The sequence below is a fragment of the Streptomyces sp. NBC_01363 genome (assembly GCF_026340595.1).
Lineage (GTDB): Bacteria > Actinomycetota > Actinomycetes > Streptomycetales > Streptomycetaceae > Streptomyces.
The window spans coordinates 3,440,576-3,460,165 of the sequence record NZ_JAPEPF010000001.1 but is presented as its reverse complement, the minus strand read 5'-3'; the positions used below and the strand labels follow the sequence as shown (position 1 = coordinate 3,460,165).

The following is a 19,590-nucleotide window of genomic DNA, read 5'->3' as shown; positions in this document are numbered from 1 at the left end:
TGCTGCCTCCCAACGTAGCCCCGTCATGGCTCAGTTCAGGGAGAAAACCGCCACCGTACGCCCCGGGACGGTGAATCTTCCGGAACTCTTCTCATACGTGGACTTCTTGACGGTAGGATCCGCGCCCGCGGCCTGGACCGGGTGCAGTGCGTACTGCTTCCCCGCCAGCCCGGCGACCGTCTGGGTCTCGGTGCCGGGGGCGGCGTTGAGGACCACCACCAGCTTCCCGAGCCGCATGGTGATCACGCCCGGTGTCTCGTCCTTCCCGGAGAGCGGGAAGGACAGGGCGGACTGCACCTGGCCGGTGGTGGCGAGGCCGAAGCCCTTCTCCGTGGAACGGATGGTGAGCAGGTCCTGGTACGCGGCGGACGCGGCGTCGATCTGCGCGCAGCCGGGGCGGAGCGCGGCGTCGGCCAGCAGCGGCTTCGCGTAGGACCACTTGGACGCGTTGTCGGCGGCCGGCGGCAGTCCGCGGCCGAAGCCGTTGCCGTCGCGGCAGTCCCAGTGCAGGGCGTTGAACCAGTCGCCGCTGTCGTAGGAGTTGCGGTCCAGGGACTTGGAGCGCAGCAGGTCGGTGCCCGCCTGGGAGAGCGAGGGGCCCTGCGAGAGGGTGGCCGTCGCCATGGCCAGGACCTGCATGCGGGCCCGGTCGGCCGCCGGTGTGCCCGCCGGGAGCTTGAAGGCGAGCGTGTCGTAGAGCGACTCGTTGTCGTGGGCGTCCGCGTAGGCGAGCGCGTCGCCGGGGGCCGCGGCGTATCCGGCGGGGGCGCCGTTGTAGTCGACGCCGGACCCCTTGACCGTGTTGCCGGCGGAGTCGGTGAAGGTGTAGTCGGCGAGGTTGCCGGTGAGGCCGACCTTGATCAGGTCCTGGTAGTGGAGCAGCCGGGCCTTCTGTTCGGTCCTCGTTCCGTTGGCGGCCGAGGTGTTGGGGTCGGTGTAGAGGCCGGTGGCGAAGCCCTGTACGCCCGGGTCCTCGTCGAAGGGGCTGCCGCCGCGGACGGCGTCGCGGGAGCGGTCGGAGAAGGTGGCGATGCCGGTGCCGGCCATGTTCTTCTGGGTGGCCTGGACGAAGCGGGCGTCGTCGGCGATCTCACCGAAGTTCCAGCCCTCCCCGTACAGGAGGATCTTCTTCCCGTCGACGCCGTCCTTGGCCACGGTCAGCCCGTCGAGCGCCTTGCGGACGGCGAGGATGTTGTCCTTGGGGTGGTGGCCCATCAGGTCGAAGCGGAAGCCGTCGACCTTGTACTCCTTGGCCCAGGTGACGACCGAGTCGACGACCAGCTTGCCCATCATGGTGTTCTCGGGTGCGGTGTTGGCGCAGCAGGTGGAGGTGGCGACGGTGCCGTCGTCCAGGAGCCGCTGGTAGTAGCCGGGCACGATCCGGTCGAGTACGGACTTGTCGTCCTGGCCGGAGGCGACGGTGTGGTTGTAGACGACGTCCATGACGGTGCGCAGCCCCGCGCCGTTCAGCCCCTGCACCATCTGCCGGAACTCGACGGTGCGCCGGGGGCCGTCCGGGTCGGAGGCGTAGGAGCCCTCCGGGACGGTGTAGTGCAGCGGGTCGTAGCCCCAGTTGAATCCGTCCTTCGCGGCGGCCTTCGCCGCACAGGCCTGCTGCTCGTCGGAGTCGGGGGCGTACACGGACAGCTCGCAGGCCGGTTTCTGCTGGGCGGATTTCTTCTCGGGGATGGTGCCGATGTCGAAGGCGGGCAGCAGATGGACGTAGCCGGTGCCGGAGTCCGCGAGCCGCTTGAGGTGCTTCATCCCGTCGGAGCGGGTGTCGGTGAAGGCGAGGTACTCGCCGGGGTGCTTCGAGGTGCGGTCCGCGATCGAGAAGTCGCGGATGTGCAGCTCCTGGATCTGGGCGTCGCGCAGCGGGACGGCGGCGGGCTTCCGCAGCCCGGACCAGCCCTTCGGTGCGAGGCCGGGGTCGTCCAGGTCGACGACGAGGCTGCGCGCGGAGTCCGTGGTCAGCGCGGTGGAGTACGGGTCGGTGACCTTGTTGGTGACGAACTTCTGGACGGTGGGCGCCCAGACGTCCACGGCGTACCGGTAGGGCTTGCCGTTCCAGGTCTTCGGTCCGGTGACCGACCAGACGCCCGTTCGGTCGTCGCGCCGCATCGGGACGCTCTTCCCGTCGAGGTCGAGGGCGACGGTCCGCGCGGTGGGTGCCCAGACGGACAGGGTGGGGCGGCCGTGGTCGAAGACCGGGCCGAGCGAGGCGCCGGCCGCGTTCTTGCCGTACAGGTCGTCGAGCACGCCCGCGCTCTGTACGCCGGTGGCGGCGAGCAGGGCGCCGTTGGCGGCGCGCTGGGTGGCGATCAGCTGGCCGCGCAGCGCGTCACGGACCCTGTCCCGGTCCCGGGCGTCGATGGTGAACGCCGGGTAGTCCTTGAGGTTCGGATGCTTCGCCTTCTGTGCGTCGGTCAGCGCGGAGGGGGTGAGCCGCAGCCACTGGCCCTCGTCGGAGAGTGCCCCGTCGACGACGGAGATGCCGCCGCGCGGTGCGTGGACGAGCTGCTGGCTGGTGGCGCCGGTGGCCTTCACCTTCCATACGACGGTGTCGGCGTCGATCCACTGCGCCTCGGCCCTGGAGAGGTCGGGGGTGGGTACGCCGCCGGCCTGGGGCAGCAGGTAGCCGGGCGTGGCACCGAGCATCCAGGCCTCGTGCCCGTACGTGGCGAGGTCGAGCGACTGGTCGCTGGGGAGGTCCTTCTCGTCGCCCTTGTGCAGGATGTAGCTGAGCGAGGTGGCGCCGTCGGTGAGCGGCACCTCGAAAGTGGCGCCGGAGGCGTCCTTCTTCACCGGCTGGAGCGGCTTGGCCCAGTCGGTGGGGTCCTTGGCGCCGGTCCAGGTGTGCAGCCCCCAGCCGTCGTAGTCGCCGTCGGGCCGGTAGTAGTGCAGTACGGCCTTCGTGGTGTCCTGCGGCGGGTAGGCGCCGTCGGGGGCCGTGTCGGCCTGGCCGTCCTTGCCCTGCTCGATCCAGACCTGCCCGGTCTTCGCGAGTTCGACGGTGCGCTGCGGCCCGTCGGCGGTGCCGTCCTTCTCGACGGTGTACGGGACGGTGGACGCGCCTTCGTCGAGCTTGAGCCAGGCGAAGGCTCCGTAGGCGTCGCGCCCGGTGAAATCGGCCGTCGCGTCGCCCGACCTGAGCTGCCGGCCCGCGTAGTCGCCGTCCGCGCGCTTGTAGTGGACGACGGCGTAGTCGCGCTGGACGGCCACGGGCTTCACGTCGGCCGGGGCCTGTCCGGCGGTGCTCGCGGCGAGTGCGCTCGCGGTGCGGCCGGCGCGGTCGACGACGACCGCCTTGTAGCGCAGCGGTGTTCCGGCCGCCACCTTGCCGTCCAGGTGCTGGGTGACCCGGTACGGGGCGTGGTCGGCGGAACCGAGCGTGACCCACTTCCCGTTGCCGGTCTGTGCGGCGAAGACGACCCGGTTCAGCTGTCCGCCGTCGACGTCGGCGGAGAGCTCCACGGTGCCGGTGGCTCCGGCGGCGGGCGCCTCGATCGTGATCGAGGGCTTGGTGGCCGGGGCGCCCAGGGGCTTCTCGGCGCGCAGCACGAGGCTGGAGAGGGCGGGGACGGTGACGGTGATCTTCTTGTCCGCGCCGCTGCGGATGGTGGCCGAACCCCCGTACAGCGTACGGAAGTTCATACCGGCCGATGCGGTGGGCAGCTCGACGGTCCTCGGGGCGGTGCCGTTGTTGGTGGCCACGAGGTACTCGTCGGGCTTCTCGGGGTCCGTGCGGGAGAAGGCGTAGACGGAGCCCTCCGCGTACCGCTCGGTCTGGACGCCGTCGCGCAGTGCCGGGTTCTTCCTGGTGAGTTCGGAGAGCGCGGCGATGTTCCGGTACAGGGGGTGCTTCGTGTCGTACGCGTCGGTGGCGTGGGTGCGGTCGGTGCCCAGTTCGTCGTCGTCGAGGTAGTCGGCGGTCTTCGAGGCGAACATGGTCTGCCGGGCGTCCCGGTCGCCGCCCGCGCCGGTGAAGCCCTGCTCGTCGCCGTAGTAGACGACGGGGTTCCCGCGACCGAGGAACATCAGCTCGTTGGCGAGCTCCGCGCGCCGGACGAGTTCCGCGTCGTCGGCCTTCGGGTTGTCCTGCTCCAGGAACGCGCCGATGCGGCCCATGTCGTGGTTGCCGAGGAAGGTCACCTGCTCGTAGGCGTTGGCCTTGTCGGTGGTGTAGCGGTAGTCGTCGCCGAACACCGCCGCGAGCTTCGCGGCCGGGGCGCCCTGCGAGGCGTACTGGCGTGCCGCTTCCTGGAAGGGGAAGTCGAGCGTCGCGTCGAGCCGGCCCCGGGTGACGTAGGGCGAGGTGACGGCGGTGTCGGAGGAGTAGACCTCGCCGAACATGAAGAAGTCCTCGCGGCCGTGCTTGGCCGCGTAGGTGTCCAGGGCCGTCGCCCACTGGGTCCAGAAGTCCAGGTCGACGTGTTTGACGGTGTCGATCCGGAAGCCGTCGATGTCGAAGTCCCGGACCCACTTCTCGTAGATCTTCTCCATGCCGGAGACGACCTCGGGCCGCTCGGTCCACAGATCGTCCAGCCCGGAGAAGTCGCCGTACGTGGCGGACTCACCGGCGAAGGTCGAGTCGCCGCGGTTGTGGTACATCGTCGGGTCGTTGAGCCAGGACGGGACCTTCTTCCCGGCGGTCCCGGTGTCCTTCGGGGTGTACGGGAACGAGCCCGCGTCCACCTTCGCCAGGCCCTTGGCGTCGTCGAAGGGGCGGCCGTCCCTGTCCAGGTACGGGTAGGCGCCCTTCGGCCGGTAGCCGTAGGCCTTCTCGGCGTAGTCGACGGTGTCCGCGGTGTGGTTGGTGATGACGTCGAAGAAGACCTTCATGCCCTTGGCGTGGGCCCTGTCGATCAGCTTCGACAGGTCGGCGTTGGTGCCGAAGTGCGGGTCGACCTGCGTGAAGTCGGTGATCCAGTAGCCGTGGTAGCCGGCCGAGGCGTCCTTGCCGGTGCCCTGGACGGGGCGGTTCTTGAAGATCGGGGCGAGCCAGATGGCGGTGGTGCCGAGGCCCTTGATGTAGTCGAGCCGATCGGTCAGGCCCTTGAGGTCGCCGCCCTGGTAGAAGCCCTTGTCGGTGGGGTCGTAGCCGGTGTCCGTGCGTGAACCGGTGAGCCCGCCGCGGTCGTTGGAGGTGTCGCCGTTGGCGAACCGGTCCGGCATGACGAAGTAGAACTGCTCCCGCGTCAGGTCGTGACGTGCGGGTTCGGCGGCCAGCCGGGAGTCCGGGGGCGGGCCCGGGGGTCTCGGCGCGGCGGAGGCGGATGCCGCCGGGACGACGGGGAGGAGCGCCGCGCAGAGTGCGGCGACGGCTCCACGTCCGAGGGTGGAACGGGACACGGGCTGGGTCTCCTTGCGTGCGGGTGGGGGTTCTCGGGGTGGGCGGACTTCGTCGGGGTGGCGGGGTGGGGGCGGGGGCCCACCGGGGCGTCTCCTCGGACGACGCGGGCTCGTCCCGCACCGCGGGCGGGCCGCCCTCGTGCTGCGCCGTCCTGCGGGGATCGCCCTGGTGCGCCCCCGCCCCCGGTCGCCCCGGTCAGCCGGTGGTGCCCGCGCAAGCGCGGGCGTTCACCTGGAGTGCCACCGCCGTGTTCGCGCCCAGAGTCGCGGTGAACTGGCCCGAGCCGTTCACCGTGACGCCGTTGCCGGACTGGATGTCGCAGTAGTCACCGGCAGGCAGTGAGGTCTGGAACGTACGGGTCAGCGAGGAGCCCTCGTGGTTGATCGCGACGTACGCCTTGGAGCCGCGGCCGAACGCGATCCGGTCCCCGCCGTCGTCCCACCAGTCGGTGACGGACTCGCCGCGCGCCGTGTTGCGGAAGCCGACCATGGAGGAGATCTCGCGCCAGGCGTGCTGGCACTTCCACCCGTCGCTGTAACAGGCGTTCACCGTGCCGCCGTTGGGCGGGCCCGCGTCCTTGTCGGACCACTCGTAGCCGGAGTGGACGTCGGGCGAGCCGTACGGCCAGGCGAGCATGAAGACATTGGCGAGGGTGTAGTTCGCGCCGTCCTTGTAGTTCAGCGTGTCGCCGCCGCGCTCGGTGTCGTGGTTGTCGACGAAGACCGCGGCCTTCGACGACGGCATGAAGCCCCAGCCCTCGCCGTAGTTCTTCAGATGGGCGAGGTTCTCGTTGTTGAAGACCTGCTTGAGGCCACGGGCGTAGCGGAATTCCTGGACGTCCCCGGTGCCGGTGTACTCGTCGGGCGAGACCGCCTCGCCCGCGCCGTATATCGCCTCCTGCTTCCAGTGGACGTTCGGGTCGCTCAGCCGTGACTTGATGTTCGCCAGGTCGGCGGCGGGCATGTGCTTGGCGGCGTCGATCCGGAAGCCGTCCACGCCCAGGGAGCGCAGGTCGTCCAGGTAGGCGGCGATCCGGCCGCGTACATAGTCCTCGCCGGTGTCCAGGTCGGCGAGGCCGACGAGTTCGCAGTTCTGGACGTTGGCGCGGTCCTGGTAGTTGCTGATCTGCGCGGTGCAGTCGTCCATGTCGGGCGCGGAGTACAGGCCGGGGTAGTCGTACTTGGTGTACGAGGAGCCGCCGGTGCCGGTGCCCGATCCGGCCGACATGTGGTTGATGACGGAGTCGGCGACGACCTTGACGCCGGCGGCGTGGCAGGTGCCGACCATGGCGGCGAACGAGGCACGGTCGCCGAGCCGCCCGGCGATCTTGTAGCTGACGGGCTGGTACGAGGTCCACCACTGGCTGCCCTGTATGTGCTCCTGGGGCGGCGAGACCTGTACGTAGCCGTAACCGGCCGGGCCGAGGGAGTCCGTGCAGGCCTTGGCCACGGAGTCGAATTTCCACTCGAAGAGGACGGCGGTGACGTCCTTGTCTCCGGGGCCGGCGGCCTGGGCGGTCGTGGTGGGGGCCACGAGGGCGGCGACGCCTGCTGCCAGGGCGAGCGCCGCGGACAGTGGTCTGCGTGCCATGTTTCCTCCTGCTGTGGGGGGAAATGCGGGTGACGGTGCAGCCTCACGTGGCAACGCGCCCTGCCCTCAAGGCTCCTGAAGGTTCTTGCTGCAAGAATGCAAACCTTGCCGCGACGCAGACCGTACGAGCCCGTCAGTCGCTGGTCAACCCTTTGGACACGGTCCGCTCGCATCCAGGAAATACGGCAGTTTTCTTCCTGCAAGTACTTACGCAAAACATTGCAGCGCTGTTACGTTTCTCCCGACTCCGGTCCGGTCGGCCGGGGGTTCCGGTGCCCCCGGACCCCACGCGCCCGGCCGGCCGGGCCGGTCACGCACAAGAGAGGCACCCGGGGTCGCTCACTCCCCGCAGGCCCATTCCGGGCCGACTCCCGGTGCCTCTCCTGTACGCCCGGAACGGTCCCTCGGGCCTCAGAGGCTGTCGGGTGACTTCGGACCGGGCTGCCTCTCAGAGCCGGAGCGCCGCGGTGGATCCCCGTACCACCAGCTCCGGCTGGAACACGTACTCCGTACGCTGCACCGGGCTGCCGCCGATCTCCTCCAGCAGGGCGCTCACCGCTGCCGCCGCCATCGCCTGCACGGGCTGACGCACCGTCGTCAGCGGCGGATCGGTGAACGCGATCAGCTGCGAGTCGTCGAAGCCCACCACCGACACGTCGCGCGGCACGCCGAGCCCGCGCTCCCGGGCCGCACGCACCACGCCCAGCGCCATCAGGTCGCTGCCGCAGACGATGCCCGTGCAGCCCTGGTCGAGCAGCGCACCCGCCGCGACCTGTCCGCCCTCGACGCTGAACAGCGTGGGGCAGACCAGGAGTTCGGCCTCGGCGCGGTCCAGGCCCAGCAGGTTCACCGCGGCATCGAGGAAGCCCTCGCGCTTGCGGCGGGACGGCACGTAGCGCTGCGGCCCGATCGCCAGACCGACCCTGCTGTGGCCGAGGTCGGCGAGGTGCCCGACGGCCATCCGCACGGCGGCGGAGTCGTCGGGCGAGACGAACGCGGCGCTGATCCGTTCGTTGTAGCCGTTGATCAGGACGAACGGCACGCCGCGGTCGGTGAGCGCGGCGTACCGGGCCGGGTCGGCCGACATGTCGGCGTGCAGCCCGGAGAGGAAGACGATCCCGCCGACGCCGCGCTCGACGAGCTGCTCGACGAGTTCGTCCTCGGTGGCGCCGCCGGGCAGCTGGGTGCAGAGCACCGGGGTGTAGCCGTGCCCGGCCAGCATCTGCTCGACGGACTGCGCGAACGCCGGGAAGATCGGGTTGGTGAGCTCGGGCGTCACCAGCCCGATCAGCCCGGCGCTGCGCCTGCGCAGCCGCACGGGACGTTCGTAGCCGAGGATGTCCAGCGCCGCGAGCACCCGCTGACGCGTGGGGTCCGCGACGCCCGGTTTCCCGTTGAGCACCCGGCTGACGGTCGCCTCGCTGACCGCTGCCTGACCGGCGATGTCCGAGAGCCTCGGCGCACCGCCGGTCCCGGGGCCTCTGGGCAGGGGGACGGTCACACCGTCCACCACACCGTGGTGTCCGCGGGCAGCTCGATCTCGGCGCCGTCGGTGACGACCGGGCTGCTGGACAGCAGCACGGTGCCGCGCACCGGGATGCGCACCGGGCGACCCGTCGTGTTGACGGTGCAGACGAAGCCGGGGCGGGCGAAGATCAGCAGGCCCTCGGGGGCCTTGAGCCACTCCACCGCGGTTCCGGCGCCGAGCCCGGGGTGCGCCCGGCGGGCGGTGATCGCGGACCGGTACAGCTCCAGCGTGGAACCGGCGGTGCCGGTCTGCGCCTGGACGCTCAGCTCGCCCCAGCCCTCGGGCTGGGGCAGCCAGCTGCCGCCGTCGCCGAAGCCGTACGAGCTGCCGTCGCGGGTCCACGGGATCGGCACCCGGCAGCCGTCGCGGAAGCCGTCCTGGCCCTCCGCGCGGAAGAACGACGGGTCCTGACGGACCTCGTCGGGCAGGTCGGTGACGTCGGGCAGGCCGAGCTCCTCGCCCTGGTAGACGTACGCGGAGCCGGGCAGCGCCAGCATCAGCAGGGTGGCGGCGCGGGCCCGGCGCAGGCCCAGCTCGCGGTCGCCGGCCTCACGGATCTGGGTGCCGAGGCCGGGCGGGTTGGCGAACCGGGTGGTGTGCCGGGTCACGTCGTGGTTGGAGAGCACCCAGGTGGTGGGGGCGCCGACCGGACGCATCGCGTCGAGCGAGGTGTCGATGACCTTGCGGAGCTCGGCCGCGTCCCAGGCGGTGGAGAGGTACTGGAAGTTGAACGCCTGGTGCATCTCGTCCGGGCGTACGTAGTTGGCGGTGCGCTCGACGGTGGGGGTCCAGGCCTCGGCGACGGCGATGCGGTTGCCGGGGTACTCGTCGAGGATGGTGCGCCAGGAGCGGTAGATCTCGTGCACCCCGTCCTGGTCGAAGAACGGCATGATGTCGTTGCCGAGCAGCTTGAGCTGGTCGTGGCTGCCGAGGTCGGGCAGGCCGGCGGCCTTGACGAGGCCGTGGGCGACGTCGACCCGGAAGCCGTCGACGCCCATGTCGAGCCAGAAGCGCAGGATCGACCGGAACTCGTCGGCGACGGCCGGGTGTTCCCAGTTGAAGTCGGGCTGCTCGGGCGCGAAGAGGTGGAGGTACCAGTCGCCCGGGGTGCCGTCCGGGTCGGTGGTGCGGGTCCACGCGGAGCCGCCGAAGATGGACTCCCAGTCGTTGGGCGGCAGTTCGCCGTCCGCGCCCTTGCCGGGGCGGAAGTGGTAGCGCTCGCGCAGCGCGGAGCCGGGGCCCTCGGCGAGGGCGCGCTTGAACCACTCGTGCTGGTCCGAGGAGTGGTTGGGCACCAGGTCCACGATGATCCGCAGGCCCAGGTCGTGGGCGTCCCGGATCAGCGCGTCGGCGTCCAGCAGGGTGCCGAACATCGGGTCGATGGCACGGTAGTCGGCGACGTCGTAACCCGCGTCGGCCTGCGGGGACGCGTAGAACGGGCTGAGCCACACCGCGTCCACACCGAGGTCCTTGAGGTACGGGAGTCTGCCGCGTACGCCTGCGAGATCGCCCATGCCGTCGCCGTTGCCGTCGGCGAAGCTCCGTGGGTAGACCTGGTAGATCACCGCGTCCTGCCACCAGCCGGTCTGGTGGGCCGGAGCGTCGCCGGACGTGCCGGTGGAGGGGGCAGCGAGGTGCTGGGTCATGTCATCCCTGAGGTGTCGGGGTGGGAAGCGGCGCCGGGACCGGGTCGGGACACCGGCGGACCGCCGTGACTTGGTGCGTGCGGGTCGTGCGGGAGCGTTCCGGCTCAGAGGCTGTCGGGTGACCTCCGATCGGAAAGCGCACGCGGTCTGGTGCATGCGATTCCAAGGCGCCGGGATGTCCTCGGACGGGGCCTCCCCTGCTCGAACGAAGTTGAGAGTTCGGGGAAGGAGCTACTAGGGCATTTCGGCAACGCGGGTGGGGGTCCTCCTGGCCCTCAATGCCTTGGGGGAGTGCGTGCCAGACCGTGGCTGTCCGATTGGAGGTCACCCGACAGCCCCTCAGCCCTTGACGGCTCCGGCGGACATGCCGGTGACCAGGTGGCGCTGGGCGAAGAGGAAGACCAGGGCCGCGGGTATCGCGATCAGCACGGACGCGGCGGTCATCGGCCCCCACTGGGCTCCGTACTGGTTGACGAAGAGCTGCAGTCCGCCCGCGAGGGTGAGGTTGTCCTCGCCGACCATGAAGGCGGAGGCGTACGCCACTTCGCCCCACGCGGTGATGAAGGAGTAGAACGCGGTGACGGCGAGGCCGGGCTTGGCGAGCGGCAGGATGAGCCGCCAGAACGTGCCGAACGGGGTGAGGCCGTCGACCTGGCCCGACTCGTCGATCTCGCGCGGGATGGTGTCGAAGAAGCCCTTCATCATCCAGGCGCAGAACGGCACCGAGATGGTGAGGTAGGTGATGACGAGGCCGGCCGGCTGATTGAGCAGCCCCATGCCCGCCATGATGTTGTAGATCGGCACGATGAGGACGGCGACCGGGAACATCTGGGTGATCAGGAGCGTCCACATCAGCCCGCGCTTGCCCGGGAAGCGGAAGCGGCTGACGGCGTAGCCGGTGGAGGCGGAGACGATGACGCCGAGAAGCGTGGTGAGCCCCGCGACGAGCACGGAGTTGCCGAACCAGGTGAGGAACTTCGTGTTCTGGATCAGGTTCGTGTAGTTCTCGAACGTCGTCTCTTTGAAGAAGTCCGTGGTGGTCGCGTACGCGGCGGGCTTCAGCGAGGTGAGCAGGACCCACAGCACGGGGAAGACGGCGATCACGGACGCCACGATGAGCGTGAGGTGCAGCGCGACGGAGGCGATCGGCGAACGCTCGCCGCGCAGCCGGACCTTGCGCGCGGTGCTCCGGGCGGAGGCGGCCGGGGCGGTGGTTGCGGGGGCGGTGGTCACCAGTCGTCTCCCTGGGTGCGCAGGACTCGCCGGTAGACGGCGGCGAAGATCATCAGGAGGACGAGGATCAGTACGCCCCAGGTGGAGGACTGCGCGAAGTCGCGCGGGCTGATCTCGAAGGAGAACTTGTACGCCTGGGTGACCAGGATCTGGGTGGCCTCACCGGGTCCGCCGCGGGTCAGCAGGTAGATCACCGGGAACATGTTGAAGGTCCAGATGGTGGAGAGCAGGATCACTGTGGTGGAGACCGGCCGCAGTCCGGGCAGCGTGATGTGGCGGAACCGCTGCCAGGCGGTGGCGCCGTCCATCTCGGCGGCCTCGTAGTGCTCGCTGGGGATCGACTGCAGTCCGCCGAGCAGGGCGACCATCATGAACGGCACACCGAGCCAGACGTTGACGGCGATGACGGAGAGCTTCGCCCAGGTGGGGTCGTTCAGCCACGGTATGCCGTCGATCCCGCCGCCGGAGAGGATCTTGTTGAGCAGCCCGCGGTCCTCGTTGTAGAGGAAGCGCCAGGCGAAGACGGAGACGAAGCCGGGGATGGCCCAGGGCAGGATGAGCGCCATCCGGTACGCGGAGCGCCCGGCGATCCGGCGGTTGAGGATGTTGGCGAGGGCCATCCCGAGACAGAAGGTGATGGTCACGCAGGAGACCGTCCACACCAGGGTCCAGCCGAGCGTGTCGAGGAACTGACTGCCCGTGAGCGCGTCGGTGTAGTTGTCCAGGCCTACGAACTCGTACGTGGCGGGCATGTGGTTGACACCGATGGACCGTTCGACGTTGCGCTCGTTGGCGTCGGTCATCGACAGGTAGATGCCGCGGACCAGCGGATAGCCGATGATCACGCCGATCACGACGACGACCGGGGCGACCATGGTCCAGGCGTACCAGTGGGTCGACAGCGCGCGTCGGATCCTGCTCGGCGGCGGGGGGTTGCCAGTACCGCGGCTCCGGCCGCGGGCGACGACGTCGTCGCCTGCGGCCTTCGCCACCGACTGGCCGGTGTGGACAGCCATCAGCCGGCCTGCCTTCCTGTTACTTCCAGCCCTTGAGGAGCTTGCGGTAGGAGTCGCCGGTCGTCTTCGTGGCCTTCTCCGGCGTGGTCTGGCCGGTGAGGACCTTGGTGTACTCGGTGACGAGCGGGGCGAAGAGGCTGCCGGTCTCGGGGATCCAGGGGCGCTCGACGGCGGTCTCGACGACGGGCTTGAAGAAGCCGACGATCTCGTTGTCGACGACGTCCTGCCTGGCGTAGGCGGAGGTGCGGGTCGGCAGGAGGCTCAGCTCCTTGGTGACCTTGGCCTGGGTCTCCGCGGACGTCATGTAGTCGACGAAGGCATAGGAGGCGTCCAGGTTCTTGGAGCCCGCGTAGACGGCCAGGTTGTGACCGCCCTGCGGGGCGCCCTGCGCGGCGGAGCCGGCCGGGACCGGGGCGATGCCCAGGTTGACCTTGTCCTTGAACTCCTTGCCGGTGAAGGTGTCGGCGACGGCCCACGGGCCGTTGATCATCATGGCGACCTTGCCGTCCTTGAAGGACGCCTGCATGTTCTCCCAGCCGTCCGTGGCATCGGTCTTGGCGGCACCCGAGTCGACGAGGTCCTTGACGACCTTCATCGCCTTGACGCCCTCGGGGTTGTCGATGGTGACGGACTTGGTGGAGGCGTCGACCATGTCGCCGCCCTCGCCGTACAGGAAGGAGAGGAACCAGTAGGCGTCGTCGCCGCGCAGGTACATACCGGACTTGCCGGTCTTGTCCTTGATCTTCTTGGAGACGGTCTTCAGCTCGTCGACGGTCTCGGGGACCTTGACACCGGCATCCTTGAAGATCTTCTTGTTGTAGAAGATGCCCATGGAGTCGATGACCTGCGGCACCGCGTACGTCTTGTCCTTGTACTTGGTGGACGCGGCGGCCTGCTTCAGGAAGTCGTCCGGGTTCGTCAGCGCGGCGGTGCCGTCGAGCGGGGCCAGGTAGCCGAGGTCGGCGAACTCGGGGGTCCAGGCGACCTCGGAGCGGATGACGTCGGGGGCGTCGGAGCCGGACTGGGCCGCGTTCTTGAACTTGTTCTGCGCGTCGCCGAAGGGCACGTTGACGTACTTGACGTGGACCTTCGGGTGCTTCTTGGTGAAGTCCTCGGCGATCTTCTTGAAGACCTTGTCCTCGCTGCCCGCGGTGGAGGTGTCCCACCACGTCACGGTGCCGGAGAGCTCGCCCGAGCCCTTGCTCGTGCCGTCGGACTCACTGTCGCTGCCGCAGGCGGTCGCCGCGAACGCCAGGGTCGCGACCAGGGCGGTGGCCGTTATGCCACGTCGCATCTGAACTCCTTCAACTGCCGTACCGCTCCGTCGCGGCGCCGGGTCGACGAGAACGTAACAAGGATGAAAGAACGCCGAAAGAGTTTGCGGAAGATTTCTGCAAGCGCCGACGATCGTTACATTCGCGTGTCCTCACGGTTGCCGTCAAGCCCCTTGACGGCCGACGCCACCCCCTGGCAACGGCAGGCCACAGCCCTCGGCCCCTGTGGTGTGACGATCCGACCGCCGTTCGCAAACCCGGCTCGCAAGACCTTGCAAGATGTTGCCGGGAATCCACCCCTGACCGCCGCACGGGTACGGTCGTCCGATTCCTGCACATGGTGGGCAATCCGACATACGCCCGGTACAGTCCACTTCCATGACCGCACGGCTTGCCGATATCGCAACTCAGGCGGGGGTCAGCGAAGCGACGGTCAGCCGCGTACTGAACGGCAAGCCCGGTGTTGCAGCGGCCACCCGCGAATCCGTTCTCGCCGCGCTCGACGTTCTCGGCTACGAACGGCCCGTACGGCTGCGCAGGCGCAGCGCGGGACTGGTGGGCCTGATCACACCCGAGCTGGAGAACCCCATCTTTCCCGCCCTGGCCCAGGTCATCGGCCAGGCGCTGACGCGGCAGGGCTACACGCCGGTGCTGGCGACCCAGACCCCCGGCGGCTCCACCGAGGACGAGTTGACCGAGATGCTGGTCGACCGCGGCGTCGCGGGCATCATCTTCGTCTCCGGGCTGCACGCCGACACCTCGGCCGATATGCAGCGCTATGAACAACTGCGCGCCAAGGGTGTCCCGTTCGTCCTGGTCAACGGCTTCTCGCCGAAGGTCCAGGCGCCGTTCATCTCTCCGGACGACCGGGCCGCGATGCGGCTCGCGGTGACGCACCTGGTGTCACTGGGCCATCAGCGGATCGGTCTGGCGGTCGGCCCGAAGCGGTTCGTGCCGGTCCTGCGCAAGATCGAGGGCTTCCGCGCCACCGTGCAGGAGCAGTTGGGCCTCGCGCCGGACGAGGTGGAGGAGCTGATCCAGCATTCGCTGTTCACTCTGGAGGGTGGACAGGCCGCGGCGTCGGCGCTGATGGAGCGAGGCTGCACGGCGGTGGTGTGCGCGAGCGACATGATGGCGCTCGGCGCGATCCGGGCCGCCCGCCGGCTGTCGATGGAGGTACCGCGCGATCTGTCGGTGGTCGGCTACGACGACTCGCCGCTCATAGCGTTCACCGATCCGCCGCTGACCACGATTCGTCAGCCGGTGACGGCGATGGGCCAGGCCGCCGTGCGCACGCTCCTGGAGGAGGTCGGCGGCACGCCCGCCCCGCACAGCGAGTTCGTCTTCATGCCCGAACTGGTCGTTCGCGGTTCAACGGCCGCTGGCCCGGGGCCCGCTCCGGCCGCCACCGCCTGACCCGCCCAGGATCCCACGCCCGTTCCCGGCACGCAGTTCGAGCACGCGCTTCCGGCACTCCTGACGTGCGGCCCGGACCCGGCCGGAGGATCAACGGGCGGAGGGGCATTTTCTGGCAGACTCTGTGCCTATGGGTGAATTGAGCGTGACGTCACAGGAAGGCCGACCGGAGGCCACCCCGTCACCCATCGTGGACGAGGCGGCCCCCGCGGCGAACCCCGAGTGGAACACCGGACGGCGCAACAGCCACCCGGCGAGACTGCGTCACCTCCGCTCCCCCCGCCGGCCGCGCATCTGGTTCGAGATCCTGCTCGTCGCGGCCAGTTACTGGGTGTACTCGCTGGTGCGCAACTCCGTCCCGGAGCAGCGGACCGAGGCCCTGCGCAACGCCAACCGGATCTGGTCGGCCGAGAACCACCTGGGCATCGCGGTGGAGCAGACGGTCAACCACGCGGTGAATTCCGCGACATGGCTGATCGTCTCGATGAACTACTACTACGCGACGCTGCACTTCGTCGTCACCGTCTGTGTGCTGGTCTGGCTGTTCCGCTGCCACCCCGGTCGTTACGCGGCGGCCCGGCTGGCCCTGTTCGCGACCACGGGCGTGGCGCTGCTCGGTTACTACCTTTATCCGCTGGCACCGCCCCGTCTGATGAACGGCGGCCACTTCATCGACACCGTGCTGGTCCATCACACCTGGGGTTCGATGGCCTCGGGCAACTTCAAGAACATGTCGAACCAGTACGCGGCGATGCCGTCGATGCACATCGGCTGGTCGCTCTGGTGCGGTCTGACCGTCTTCGCGCTGGCCTCCGCGCCCTGGGCGCGCATCCTGGGCCTGCTCTACCCGACGGTCACCCTGGTCGTCATCGTGTCGACCGCCAACCACTTCTGGCTGGACGCGCTGGGCGGCATGGCGTGCCTGGCCTTCGGTTGCGCGGTGTCGTACGCCTGGTACGGCTCGCTGCCGCACCATCTCCCGAAGCGGGTGGCGCCGCCGCGCGGAAGGGCGCGGCTGGTCGGCCTGTCCGCGCGTACGCCGATCCGGCCGCGGCGCCCGGCGGCGGACGCGGCGGCGGGCCGCCGCTGAGGGCGAATTCGGCCCGTCCGCCGCCAGAACCTCACCCCCGGTGCACCACGCGTCCCCCGCACACCGTGAGCCGCACCGGCGCCTCCCCCAGCTCGTCCGCCGGGGCCGCCACCGGATCGGCGAACCGGGCGGCCAGGCCGTTCGGCACGGTCTCGATGTGCTCGATGCGGTGGCGGAGCCGACCGCTCTCCCCCAGCGCCTCCACGGTAGCCAGGGCGGAGTGCCCGTCGTAGAGCCGGATGGAGGAGGGGGCGCCGCCGATGGCGTCCTCGATGCGTAGGGGCTTTCGTTTGGATCATGCCGGGCCCGCGGGGTCCGGCACGCACGCCGATCCGGCCCGATCCAGGCGAAAGCCCCCACGCCCTGCCCGGCGGCCCGGGTGCGCGGCGCGGTGACGCCGGTACGCGTCCCGTCTCACGCCCCGTAGAACCGCTCCTCCACCACCGCCCGCGCCCGCCGGGTGATCCGCCGGTAGTCGTCCAGCATGTCCCCGACATGCCCCGGCTCGTACCCCAGGTACCGTCCGACCGCGGTGAGTTCGCGCGGCCCGGACGGGAACGTGTCGCCCGGCCGGCCGCGTACCAGCATCACCGCGTTGCGCACCCGGGTGGCCAGCACCCAGGCCTCGTCCAGTGTCTGCGCGTCCTCGGTCGGGATGAGATCCGCCGCGCACGCCGCCGCCAGTGCCTCGCGGGTACGTGTCGTCCGCAGCCCCGGCTCCGCCCAGCCGTGCTGCATCTGCATCAGCTGGACCGTCCACTCGACATCGCTCAGCCCGCCGCGCCCCAGCTTGGCGTGGAGCGTCGGATCGGCGCCGCGCGGCAGCCGCTCGGACTCCATCCGGGCCTTGAGGCGCCGGATCTCGCGGACCGCGTCCTCCCCCAGGCCCTCCATCGGATAGCGCAGCGGATCGATCAACTCGATGAACTCGCGGCCCAGTTCCGCGTCGCCCGCGACCGGCTCGGCGCGTAGCAGCGCCTGGCTCTCCCAGACCAGCGACCAGCGCCGGTAGTAGGCCTCGTACGACGCCAGCGTGCGCACCAGCGGTCCGCTCTTGCCCTCCGGGCGCAGATCCGCGTCGATGATCAACGGCGGGTCGGCAGTGGGCAGTTGGAGAAGTCGGCGCATCTCGGCGACCACCGCGTTCGCGGCCCGGCCCGCCTCCTGCTCGTCGACCCCCTCGCGCGGCGAGTGGACGAACAGCACATCGGCGTCGGAGCCGTAGCCGAGCTCGTGGCCGCCGAACCGGCCCACGCCGATGACCGCGAACCGGGTGGGGAGGGTGTCCCCCCACTGTTCGCGCACGGCGGCGCGCAGGGCGCCCCCGATCGTGACGGCGTTCAGATCGGTGACGGCGTTGCCCACCCGGTCGACCAGGGCCCCCGGGTCCTCCTCGGCGGGGCGGTCCTCCGTACCGTACGAGCCGATGAGGTCCGCGGCCGTGGTCCGGAACAGCTCGCGCCGCCGCACCCCGCGCACCACCGCGACGGCGGACTCGGCGCCCTCCGCGCGCCCCACCGCGGCCAGCACCTCCTGCTCCAGGTTCTCCCGGGTGCGCGGCTTCAGCCCCTGCGGGTCACCGAGCAGCGCCACCGCCTCCGGGGCCCGCAGCAGCAGGTCGGGGGCGAGCCGGCCGGCCGACAGCACCCGGGCGAGGTTCTCCGCGGCGGCGCCCTCGTCCCGCAGCAGCCGCAGGTACCAGGGGGTCTTGCCGAGGGCGTCGGACACCTTGCGGAAACCGAGCAGCCCGGCGTCCGGGTCCGCGGAGTCCGCGAACCAGCCGAGCAGCACCGGCAGCAGGGTGCGCTGGATGGCGGCCTTGCGGGACACGCCGGACGACAGCGCCTCCAGGTGCCGGAGCGCGGCGGCCGGATCGGCGTAGCCCAGCGCTTCGAGCCGGTGCCCGGCCGCCTTCGCGCTGAGCCGGGACTCACCGGGCGCGAGCTGGGCGACGGCGTCGAGCAGCGGCCGGTAGAACAGCTTCTCGTGCAGTCGCCGCACCACGGACGCGTGCCGCTTCCACGCCTGGTTGAGCTCGGTGATCGGGTCCGTGCGCATCCCGAGGGAGCGTCCGAGCCGCCGCAGATCGGGGGCGTCCTCCGGGACCAGATGGGTGCGGCGCAGCCGGTAGAGCTGGATGCGGTGCTCCATGGCGCGCAGGAAGCGGTAGGCGTCGTCCAGTTGCGCGGCGTCCACCCGTCCCACGTAGCCGCCCTCGGCGAGCGCGCGCAGGGCCTCCAGTGTGGTGCCGCTGCGCAGGGTGGCGTCGCTGCGGCCGTGCACCAACTGGAGGAGCTGTACGGCGAATTCGACGTCCCGCAGGCCGCCTGGGCCGAGCTTGATCTCGCGGTCGACGCGGTCCGCGGGGATGTTGTCGACGACGCGGCGGCGCATCTTCTGCACGTCGGGGACGAAGTTCTCGCGGTCCGCGGCCTGCCATACGAGCGGCGACACGGCCTCGACGTACTCCGCGCCCAGCTCGGGGTCGCCGGCCACCGGCCGGGCCTTGAGCAGTGCCTGGAACTCCCAGGTCTTGGCCCAGCGCTGGTAGTACGCGAGATGCGAGGACAGCGTCCGCACCAGGGGTCCGTTGCGGCCCTCGGGGCGGAGGTTGGCGTCGACGGGCCAGATGGTGCCCTCGACGGTCGTGTCGGAACAGATCCGCATCATGTGCGCGGCCAGTCGGGTGGCGGCCTGCACGGCCGCGCTCTCCTCGAAGCCGTCGACCGGTTCCGCGACGAAGATGACGTCGACGTCGGAGACGTAGTTCAGCTCGTGACCGCCGCACTTGCCCATCGCGATGACGGCGAGTCGGCACTGGGCGGCGTCGGCGGGTGCGGCCGTACGGGCGATGGCGAGCGCCGCCCGCAGGGTCGCGGTGGCCAGATCGGCCAGTTCGGCGGCGGCCTCGGCGACGTCCGTCGTACCGCACACATCGCGGGCCGCTATGGCCAGCAGGCACCGGCGGTAGGAGACGCGCAGCGAGTCGGGGTCGTCGGCCCCGGCGAGACCCTGCTCGAACTCGGCCACGCCGGGGTGCAGATCGGTGGCCTCGTAGGTGACGAGGGCCTGCCAGTCGCGGGGGTGGCGGGCGAGATGGTCGCCGAGCGCCTCGGACGCCCCGAGCACCCCGAGCAGCCGGTCCCGCAGCGGTTTGGCGGTGACGAGCGTGTCCAGGAGGATCTGCCGCTCGTCCGCCTCCTCGGCCTCCACCAGCCGGACGAGCCCGTGCAGGGCCAGATCGGGGTCGGCGGTGGCGCCGAGGGCTTCGAGCAGCACCGGGTCGGAGCGTACGGACGACAGCTCGGGCAGGTCGAGGAGCCGCTCGGCGGCGGAGGGGTCCGTGAATCCGTGCCGCAGCAGTCGGGTGAACGTGCTGCTCCTGCGCCCCGGCACCGTCGTCATTCCGTGCTCTCCCGCTCGCCGCCACAGACCATCCAGCGT

The 19,590-nt window shown here is 70.4% G+C and carries 10 protein-coding genes and 1 pseudogene; 2 read left to right on the top strand and 9 right to left on the bottom strand.

Going from position 1 to position 19,590, the window contains the following annotated elements; genetic code table 11:
• Positions 1-30 precede the first annotated feature (30 nt).
• The 7 genes and pseudogenes from pulA to OG611_RS15910 form a co-directional block, all read right to left on the bottom strand.
• On the bottom strand, positions 31-5,352 hold the full coding sequence (gene pulA / locus OG611_RS15940; protein WP_266420100.1) for a pullulanase-type alpha-1,6-glucosidase: 5,322 nt from the start codon (positions 5,350-5,352) through the stop codon (positions 31-33).
• A 208-nt stretch (positions 5,353-5,560) separates the two neighbouring features.
• Positions 5,561-6,943, bottom strand: a pseudogene (locus OG611_RS15935) (alpha-amylase family protein); the annotation flags it as partial.
• A 448-nt stretch (positions 6,944-7,391) separates the two neighbouring features.
• The gene (locus tag OG611_RS15930; protein WP_266420097.1) at positions 7,392-8,456 is read right to left on the bottom strand and encodes a LacI family DNA-binding transcriptional regulator; all 1,065 of its coding nucleotides are present in this window, start codon (positions 8,454-8,456) and stop codon (positions 7,392-7,394) included.
• A complete protein-coding gene (locus OG611_RS15925; protein WP_266420094.1) occupies positions 8,441-10,117 on the bottom strand; it encodes a glycoside hydrolase family 13 protein in 1,677 nt (558 codons plus the stop codon). The genes OG611_RS15930 and OG611_RS15925 overlap by 16 nt, the downstream gene beginning before the upstream one ends.
• A gap of 339 nt (positions 10,118-10,456) precedes the next feature.
• Positions 10,457-11,350, bottom strand: a complete 894-nt coding sequence (locus OG611_RS15920; protein ID WP_266420091.1) for a sugar ABC transporter permease — start codon at positions 11,348-11,350, stop codon at positions 10,457-10,459.
• Entirely contained in the window at positions 11,347-12,366 is a 1,020-nt protein-coding gene (locus OG611_RS15915; protein WP_266420088.1) for a carbohydrate ABC transporter permease, read from the bottom strand. The genes OG611_RS15920 and OG611_RS15915 overlap by 4 nt, the downstream gene beginning before the upstream one ends.
• Before the next feature lie 19 nt (positions 12,367-12,385).
• Positions 12,386-13,660 (bottom strand): extracellular solute-binding protein, encoded by a 1,275-nt coding sequence (locus tag OG611_RS15910; RefSeq protein WP_266420085.1) that lies wholly within the window; start codon positions 13,658-13,660, stop codon positions 12,386-12,388.
• 358 nt (positions 13,661-14,018) lie between these two features.
• Here OG611_RS15910 and OG611_RS15905 point away from each other — a divergent pair, with 358 nt between their 5' ends.
• Complete coding sequence (locus OG611_RS15905; RefSeq protein WP_266420082.1) at positions 14,019-15,056, top strand: LacI family DNA-binding transcriptional regulator; 1,038 nt, start codon at positions 14,019-14,021, stop codon at positions 15,054-15,056.
• Between the two features lie 130 nt (positions 15,057-15,186).
• Positions 15,187-16,146, top strand: a complete 960-nt coding sequence (locus OG611_RS15900; protein WP_266420080.1) for a phosphatase PAP2 family protein — start codon at positions 15,187-15,189, stop codon at positions 16,144-16,146.
• Between the two features lie 31 nt (positions 16,147-16,177).
• Here the strand turns inward: OG611_RS15900 and OG611_RS15895 are convergent, their stop codons facing one another.
• Positions 16,178-16,351: a hypothetical protein gene (locus OG611_RS15895; RefSeq protein ID WP_266420077.1), complete on the bottom strand. Its 174-nt coding sequence runs from the start codon at positions 16,349-16,351 to the stop codon at positions 16,178-16,180.
• Between the two features lie 209 nt (positions 16,352-16,560).
• On the bottom strand, positions 16,561-19,551 hold the full coding sequence (locus OG611_RS15890) for a bifunctional [glutamine synthetase] adenylyltransferase/[glutamine synthetase]-adenylyl-L-tyrosine phosphorylase (RefSeq protein WP_266420075.1): 2,991 nt from the start codon (positions 19,549-19,551) through the stop codon (positions 16,561-16,563).
• Positions 19,552-19,590 lie beyond the last annotated feature (39 nt).

What these genes read in the sequence shown, in the direction of transcription:
- OG611_RS15890 (WP_266420075.1), bottom strand. Translation starts at nt 19,551, where the DNA reads ATGACGACGGTGCCGGGGCGCAGGAGCAGCACGTTCACCCGACTGCTG.
- OG611_RS15925 (WP_266420094.1), bottom strand. Translation starts at nt 10,117, where the DNA reads ATGACCCAGCACCTCGCTGCCCCCTCCACCGGCACGTCCGGCGACGCT.
- OG611_RS15900 (WP_266420080.1), top strand. Translation starts at nt 15,187, where the DNA reads ATGGGTGAATTGAGCGTGACGTCACAGGAAGGCCGACCGGAGGCCACC.
- OG611_RS15905 (WP_266420082.1), top strand. Translation starts at nt 14,019, where the DNA reads ATGACCGCACGGCTTGCCGATATCGCAACTCAGGCGGGGGTCAGCGAA.
- OG611_RS15910 (WP_266420085.1), bottom strand. Translation starts at nt 13,660, where the DNA reads ATGCGACGTGGCATAACGGCCACCGCCCTGGTCGCGACCCTGGCGTTC.
- OG611_RS15915 (WP_266420088.1), bottom strand. Translation starts at nt 12,366, where the DNA reads ATGGCTGTCCACACCGGCCAGTCGGTGGCGAAGGCCGCAGGCGACGAC.